Origin of the sequence: Sandarakinorhabdus sp., from assembly GCF_031422795.1 — a bacterium.
Lineage (GTDB): Bacteria > Pseudomonadota > Alphaproteobacteria > Sphingomonadales > Sphingomonadaceae > Sandarakinorhabdus.
This window is the reverse complement of sequence record NZ_JANPML010000212.1, coordinates 1-7,454: the sequence shown is the minus strand read 5'-3', so window position 1 is coordinate 7,454 and position 7,454 is coordinate 1. Positions and strand designations below refer to the sequence as shown.

The 7,454-nt window shown below is 65.9% G+C and carries 6 protein-coding genes and 1 pseudogene; 1 reads left to right on the top strand and 6 read right to left on the bottom strand.

The annotated features are described in order from the left end of the window. The 5 genes and pseudogenes from RMO81_RS08090 to RMO81_RS08075 all read right to left on the bottom strand — a co-directional run. Nucleotides 1-137, bottom strand: a pseudogene (locus tag RMO81_RS08090) (acetylornithine transaminase); the annotation flags it as partial. Nucleotides 138-268: 131 nt separating this feature from the next. Then, nucleotides 269-724, bottom strand: a complete 456-nt coding sequence (locus RMO81_RS16210) for a hypothetical protein (RefSeq protein WP_409049599.1) — start codon at nucleotides 722-724, stop codon at nucleotides 269-271. 9 nt (nucleotides 725-733) lie between these two features. Continuing rightward, entirely contained in the window at nucleotides 734-2,242 is a 1,509-nt protein-coding gene (locus RMO81_RS08085; protein WP_409049598.1) for a TonB-dependent receptor plug domain-containing protein, read from the bottom strand. Next, a complete protein-coding gene (locus tag RMO81_RS08080) occupies nucleotides 2,239-5,457 on the bottom strand; it encodes a VPS10 domain-containing protein (RefSeq protein WP_310475315.1) in 3,219 nt (1,072 codons plus the stop codon). Before RMO81_RS08080 ends, RMO81_RS08085 begins: the two co-directional genes overlap by 4 nt. 14 nt (nucleotides 5,458-5,471) lie before the next feature. Then, entirely contained in the window at nucleotides 5,472-6,227 is a 756-nt protein-coding gene (locus RMO81_RS08075; protein WP_310475314.1) for a hypothetical protein, read from the bottom strand. A gap of 108 nt (nucleotides 6,228-6,335) precedes the next feature. On the opposite strand from RMO81_RS08075, the gene RMO81_RS08070 reads away from it, so the two are divergent. After that, nucleotides 6,336-6,833 carry a YbaK/EbsC family protein gene (locus RMO81_RS08070; RefSeq protein ID WP_310475313.1) on the top strand — a complete coding sequence of 166 codons (498 nt, stop codon included), beginning with the start codon at nucleotides 6,336-6,338 and terminating at the stop codon, nucleotides 6,831-6,833. On the opposite strand, the gene RMO81_RS08065 is transcribed toward RMO81_RS08070, so the two are convergent. Beyond that, on the bottom strand, nucleotides 6,743-7,454 hold a 712-nt coding region (locus RMO81_RS08065), incomplete at its 5' end, for an AarF/UbiB family protein (protein ID WP_310475312.1). The genes RMO81_RS08070 and RMO81_RS08065 overlap by 91 nt on opposite strands.

Sequence of the window (7,454 nt, the reverse complement as noted above, 5' to 3'; positions counted from 1 at the left end):
CCCAGGCAGTTGACGGCGATGCCGCTGGCCATGTCGAGCCATTCGCGGCCCTGATCGTCGTAAAGATAGCAACCGTCGCCGCGCACTGGCGCAACCTCGCAGCGGCCATAAACGGGCATGAGCGGGCTGATTGTCATCGTCGTTCGTCCTCGGAGGGCCTCAAGCTGCGGAAGCCGGCAACGCATAAAGGCGGCTCAAAACAAGCCGCCTCCACGCCCTTGCTATAGCGAGTTGGGTGATTGGCCTCAACCCCAATCAACCGGCCCAATCAACCGCCCACTATGATACCAACGCGGATGCTGCGGCCGGGCTGCGGCAGGCCCAGTTGCGGCAACACGACAGCGTTGGTGAGATTGTCGACTGCCGCCGTGGCGCTGATTGGCAGCTGGCCCAGACGCAGCACCGGCACGCGGGCGCGCAGGTTGATTTCGGTGGCCGGGGCCAGGCGCGCCAGCGTGCCATCGGGGGCCAGATCGCGTGCCGGGCCAACCCGGCGAACTTCGGCGCGCAAGTCGAAGCTGCCGCGCCGGGCCCAGTCCAGCGCCAGCATGGCTTCGTGCGCCGGGCGCTGCAGCAGGGGCTGGCCGGCGCTGCTGGCATCGAGCGCCGTGCCGGTGAGTTCCAGCGTCAGGCCCGCGGCCAGCGGCACTTGCAGTGCGACATCAACGCCGATGCTAGTGGCGGGTTCCTGGTTGAAGCGTTGGCGCAGGTTGATCCCGTTCAAGCTGACGATTCACTGGCCGATGCTGCCGTCGACGCGTTGCCAGAACGGGGTGAGGGTGAGGGTGAAGCCGGGCGGGCGCCAGCTGAGTTCGGCATCAGCCAACCAGGCGCGTTCGGGCAGCAGCGCCGGATTGGGCAGGAAGCGGCCCTGCGCTTCGCCGAACAGCTCGCGCAGCGACGCAAAGCGGTTGCGGCGGCCGCCGGAGAGGGTGAGCGAGACGCCTTCCGCTGGCTGCAGGGCTAGCGCGGCGGAGAAGGTGCCGGCCTGCCGGGGTGGTTGGGCTGGCCTGTCGCCGGTGCGCGGGTTGGTGGCGCGATCCAAGCCCAGACCAAGCGTCAACCGGGCGGAGCCCAGCGGCATGTCGGCTTCGACGCCGCCAGAGGCGAGGGTTTGGCGATAGCGCAGGGCAGCGAGCTGAATATTGGGCGGGTTGGCGATGTCGGTCTGGTTGTGGTCGCTGGTCTGGCCCGACAGGCTCCAGCGCAGGGTGGCCGGACCAGCTGCGTGGCTGAACGTGAAGCGGCCGCCCAGCGTGTCGTCATCATTCAGCTCGCGGCTGCGCAGCGCGCTGTAGCTAGCGTCGGTAAACGCTTGTATTTCCTGGCCGAACCATTGCCGCCAGGCGACGGCGCGCGCGGTGGCGCTGCCCAGCGGCAGTTGCAGCGGCAGTTCCAGGGCGATCTGGGCCTGGGTGAGCGACCAATCCGGCGTGCGCCAGAACCGCGCCGTGCCGCGGTCTGCTTCAGGCGCGACGCCGCGCCGGGCGTCGATGGTGAGCACACTGGCGCGCCAGTCCAGGGCGCCAATCTGCCCGCCAAGCCCGGCAAACAGGCTGGTGGCATTGAGGTCGCTGTTGAGGCGGCGGTCAGGGTCAGGCTGCCCGGTTGGTTGGTTGAAGGGCAGGGCGCTGCGGCGGGCGATGGGCACGGCCGATTGGGCCTGGTGCGCGGCGGCCAAAGTCAGCGACAGGCCGCCCAGTGGAACGACCCCGGCAGCCGAAAGATTCGTCAGCCCGAACGGCCCGGCCTGCGCCACGCCCACGCCGCCGCGGGTGCGCGTGGTCAGGTCCACCACGCCGGCCACTGCGTTGGCGCCATATTCGATGGCGCCGGCGCCTTTGTGCACGGCAAGCCCGCCGATCAGCCCGGCCGGCAGCAGGCCGATATCCACCCTTCCATCCCACGGCACCGCCAGCGGCGCGCCATCGAGGAAAACCAGCGTCTGGCGTTCATCGCTGCCGCGCACCCGGGCCACGGTTTCGCCGCGCGAATTGCTGCGCACCGAAACGCCGGGCAGGCCGCGCAGTGCATCGCCGACGGAGCGGGGCTGGCGATCGAGCAGGGCTTCGCCCGACAGGCCCACAACCGGCGTGAGCACGCGGCCGGGCAGGGCCGGCGCGGTGACGGTAATCAAGGCCTCGGATGGCAGCGTTGGTTGCGGCGCAGCCGTTCCGGTGGCGGGTTGAGCCGCCACCGGAAGCGCCTGCGCCAGCATCAGCGCCAGCAGGCTTGGCGTCACCGTTTCTTGCGCGGGAAGGCCAGGCTGCGGAAATCACCAAAGTAACGCGTTCCGACCATGCCGCGGCCCAGCGCCGTCATCTGGCCGCCGGTCGGCACCATGTTCACCTCGATCGCGGCCAGGCTGATCGGCGCGATGCCGGCCAGCTGGAGCTGCTCGTTCAGCGCTGCGGCCTTGGTCGCCTTCAGGGCGGCAAAGGCGTCTTCCACTTCCTTCAGCTCCTTTTCCAGCGCATCGACGCGGGCGATGGCATAGCCCGGCGGCCGGCCTTCGGTGCTGATGAGCTGGCCATAGGCCGAGTCCATGTTTTCGCGCAGACGCTCTTCGCCGGTGATGGCGCCGCCTTCGGTGGTGGCCACGACCTGTTTGCGCAGTTCATCGGCCTTCATGCCCAGATCCAGCGCCGCTTTCTTGGCCGCCGGTGTGGCGGCGGGATCAGCAGCGGCCTTTTCGGCGCCCTGCTTCATCGCCACCAGCCCAAAGGTAAGCCCGGTCATGCGGCGGAACAGCGTTTTCACCCGTTCGGCCGCATCAAACTGGGCCTGCTGGTCTGCCGCCGTGAAGCTGGCGCGCGGATCGGTTACCACTGTCAGCGGCACTTCGGTCACCTCGCCGGCCTTGGTCAGCCGCACCTTGTATTGGCCGGGCAGATAACGCTGACCGAGCACCGAGTTGAAGGCGACGCTGGCGGCCGGCGGCACCACCGGCGGCTTGGTGCGCATCGACCATTCCACGCGGTTCAGGCCCTTGCGCTTGGCGGTGGGCAATTCTTCCACCAATTTGCCATCCGGGCCGATGATTTCCAGTTTCATGCGGCCGATGACGTGGCGCGCCTTTTGATAATAGGTGATCACCGCGCCCGAAGCCGGATTGTCACCGACGAAATTGGCATCGCCTTCCGACCAGCCGCCATTGCCCTGGATGCGTTGTTCCACCGGCGCGGCTGCCACCAGCGTGACGTTGGAGGCGACCACAGTGGGCGACAGGCTGCGCAGCGGCGAGACATCGTCGATCACCCAGATGCCGCGGCCGTGGGTGGCCAGCACCAGATCATCGCCCTTTTTCGATTGCACGACGTCACGCACCGCCACCGCCGGGAAGTTGCCGGGGCGGAATTCTTCCCAGTTGGCGCCAGCGTTACGGCTGATGAACAGGCCGAATTCAGTGCCGGCATACAGGATGTTCCGGTCAACCCGGTCTTCCTTGACGACATGGGCATAGCCGCGAATGCCAGAAGTGGCCGGGCCAGCGATGCGGGCAAAGCTTTTGCCGCCATCGCGGGTGACGAACAGGTGCGGGGCCATATCGCCAAACACGTGACGGTCCACAGCGACATAGGCGGTGGCGGCGTCATGCTGGCTGGCTTCGACCCAGCTGATCCAGTTGTCCGGGCCCAGCTTCAACGCCTTGGTGACATTGGTCCAGACGACGCCGCCGTTGGTTGTCACCTGCACATTGCCATCATCGGTGCCGACCCAGATGGTGCCGGCGGCCTTGGGGCTTTCGCTGATCGAATAAAGCGTGGTGTGCATTTCGGCTGACGAGTTGTCGACCGTGATGCCGCCGGATTTCTCCTGCTGCTGCCGCGCCGGATTGTTGGTGGAAAGATCCGGCGAGATACGCTCCCAGGTGTTGCCATGGTCGCGGGTGCGGTGAAGATACTGGCTGCCGAGATATAGCACGCTCTTGTCGTGCGGGCTCAGCGCCATCGGCGTGTTCCAGTTGAAGCGCAATTTTTCCTTGAAACCGGGCTTGGGCTGGATCGCCTTCTGCTCCAGCGTCTTGCGGTTGATCCAGGCGATATTGCCGCCCTGATATTCGGCATAGACATGATCGGGGCTGGTGGGATCGGGCAGCACCCAGAAACCATCGCCGCCATAAAGATTTTCCCAGCGGTGGTTGGTGATGCCGCCCGGATATTCGCTGTCGCCCACCCAGCTGCTGTTATCCTGCAGGCCGCCATAGACCTGATAGGGATCACGCTCGTCGATGGCGACGTGATAGAACTGGCTGATCGGCAGGTTGCGCGAATGCCACCATTTGCTGCCGCCATCATAGCTGGTCCACAGGCCGCCATCATCGGCGCCGATCAGATGCTTGGGGTTCTTGGGGTTCACCCACACATCGTGCCAATCGGCGTGGCTGCCGCCGGCGGTGTCGGTGAAACTCTTGCCGGCGTTATCCGAAACAATGGCGCGCAGGTTCATCTTGAACACGCGATCGGCGTTGGTGGGATCGACCACCAGCTTGGAGAAGTAGAACGGCCGCCACACCATCATCTGGCTGCGGTCGCGTTCTTCAAAGCTCATCCCGCCATCGTCAGACACATAGAGCGCGGATTTGATATGCTCGACAAAGGCATAGACACGCTTGGGGTTGGACGGGGCGTGCACCACCTCGACGCGGCCCCACGGCCCGGCCGGCAGGCCCTTGGCGGTGGTGGCATCAAGCTTGGTAAAGCGGGCGCCGCCATTGTCGCTGACCATCATGGCGCTGCCCGATGGCACGTTGGGGCCTTCCCCGCCTGAACGGAAGCTCCAGCCCTTGCGGCGGAAATCCCACAGGCCAACCATCAGCCTTTCCGGATTGGACGGATCAAGGCTGAGCGAGGAACAGCCGGTCGAAAGATTGGGCGCCTTCAGGATATGGGCCCAGCTCTTGCCGCCGTCGGTGGTCTTGTAGACACCGCGTTCGGCACTGTCGCTCCACAGCGCGCCGGTGGCGCACACGTAAACCACATCGCTGTTGGCCGGGTGCACGACGATATCGGATATGCGCTCGGTACCGGGCAGGCCCATGTGGGTCCAGTTGTCACCGCCGTCGGTGGATTTGTAGACGCCGTCACCCACCGAAACACTGTTGCGGGTCCAGCTTTCGCCGGTGCCCACCCACACGGTGCGCTTGTTGAGGGGGTCCAGCGTGACGGCGCCGATCGACTGAACGGGCTGGCGATCGAACTTGGGCGCGAAATTGGTGCCGCCGTCTTCGGATTTCCACACGCCGCCCGAAGCTGCGCCCACAAAGATGGTAACCTTGCCATCATCTTCGGTGCGCGCTGCGATGGCGGAGATGCGGCCCGACATGGCCGCCGAACCGATGTTGCGGATGCCCAGGCCGGAAATGCCGGCACCTGCCGGCGGCGCGGCCATTTCGGCAGCAAAAACGGGGAAGGCGAGGGTGAGGGCCGATCCGGCCAGCAGTGCGATGCGGGTCATGTCCTGTCCTCTCTTCAATTGGTCGGCTGCGCGAACAGCGTGGCCGGGGCGTCCACATTGGCGGTGGCCTTGGCAATGATGATGCGCTGGCGCTGGCTGGAACCCTGCGGGCCGGCTTCGATCGACATCGGGAACATCACGCCGCCCACGGCTTCGTAATCACCCAACTCGCTTTCGTTCACCTGCACGGCGCCGCGGATACGGCGGGTTTCGATGATCTTCACTTCCAGCATGGAATCCGGATCGATCAGGTGAACGAACTCGTCGCCGTCCTTTTGTGCCACTTTCAGCTTGTAACAGTTGGTGCCGTCGAAATCCTCGCGGCCCAGATAGGTGACGCTGCTGCCATCGCTGGCGGCCGATTGCAGCACGCCGGAAATGCTGGCGCTGTCGGCCAGGCTGCGCGCCTCGTCGTCGCCCATTTTTTCCGCGTCCTTGCGGCCCTGGAACGGGTTGATCCGCCAGCCGCCGCCCTTGCCATCATAGGCCTGCACCAACGCCAGGCCCTGCAACGCCGCTTCGGAACGGGTGGCGCCGCCGGAGCGAATTTCGTTGAAGGTCAGTTCAAAACCGCCGGGGAAGATCAATTTGCCTTCCATGCGCACCGACTTCAGCGCCGCCAGGGCAGCACCGCCACCGCGCGCGGCGAGGTTTTTCGCCACCAGATCAGCGGCAGTGGGTTCGGCAGCAGGTTGGCCAACAGGTTGAGCTGCGGCTTGAGTGGTGCCGGCCAGCAGCACAATAGCCAGCGCGCGAATTGCGAGTCGCATGGTTTTCCCTTCGGATCAGGTGACAATGGCACAGGGCTGCCGCAGTGCTGGTGTATTGTCAATCTACCACTCTTGTGCGCTGCAACGTTGTTGGGCAAATCCAGCAGCATGGCTCATGAAGACGTGCTTCGCTGGCTCGCTGCCCACGCTCCCGATGTAGCGGTGATCATTCCCGGCCCATCCACCGCGACCGTTGCCGAGGCTGCCGCCGCATTGGGGGTTGCACCGGGCCGCATCGCGAAATCGCTGGCGATGCGGGTGAACGGCGCAGTGCTGCTGCTGGTGACGCGCGGCGATGCCCGGCTCGACAATCAGAAGGCCCGCGCCGCGCTGGGCGGCAAGCCGCGCATGCTGGATGCTGCAGAAACGCTGGCGGTGACGGGCCATGCTGTGGGCGGTGTCTGCCCGTTTGGTTTGGCAACCGATGTGCCGGTGTGGCTGGATGTGTCGCTGCAGGCGTTCCCAAGCGTGTTTCCGGCCGCTGGCAGCCGCGAAAGCTCGGTGGAAATTGCGCCTCAGCGTCTGGCGGATCTGGTGGCGCGTGGCTGGGTGGATGCCTGCGTGTTGCCAGAACCTGCGGAAGAGCCGGCAGCCGCTTCGGTGTAGGGCCGCACCAGCGCCGCCACATCAACGCGCGCCTTCAGCCGGGCGGCCAGCAGATACATGCCGGCGATCTTGCGCTGGATGAACAGCACATCGGGCGGCGGCGCGATGAAGTGCTCGCGCAGGGCCACCAGGCTGCTTGATTGCGATTTCAGATTGGCTGCCAGGCCGCCACCGCCGAAATCAAAGGCGCCATCCATGCGCAGCGGCGCAAAGCCGTCGCGGGCCATGCCCAGGATGGCGTCGGTCATCGCCGCCGGCGGATTGGCGGGCAAGATGCCAAGCGACGCCAGACCGGCCAGCAACGCCTGATCGTCAGCGGCGAGGCCGGCCGCGAGCAGGGCGCGATAGCCATCGCTCACTGCTGCCGGCACGTCGCGGGCGGCGCCGAAATCCAGCAGCACCAACCGGCCGTTGTTCAGATCATAGCGGTAATTGGCGAAATTCGGATCGGTCTGCATCATGCGCCAATCGAACAGTTCGGCCATCAGGATGCGCAGCATCAGCGTCATCAGCCGGTCACGTTCGGCCTGGGGCAGGGCAGCGGCCTTGTCGATGCCAACACCGCCGACATGGCCCATGGCCAGGATGTTCGGCCGCGACAGATCGGCCGCCAGCGCTGGC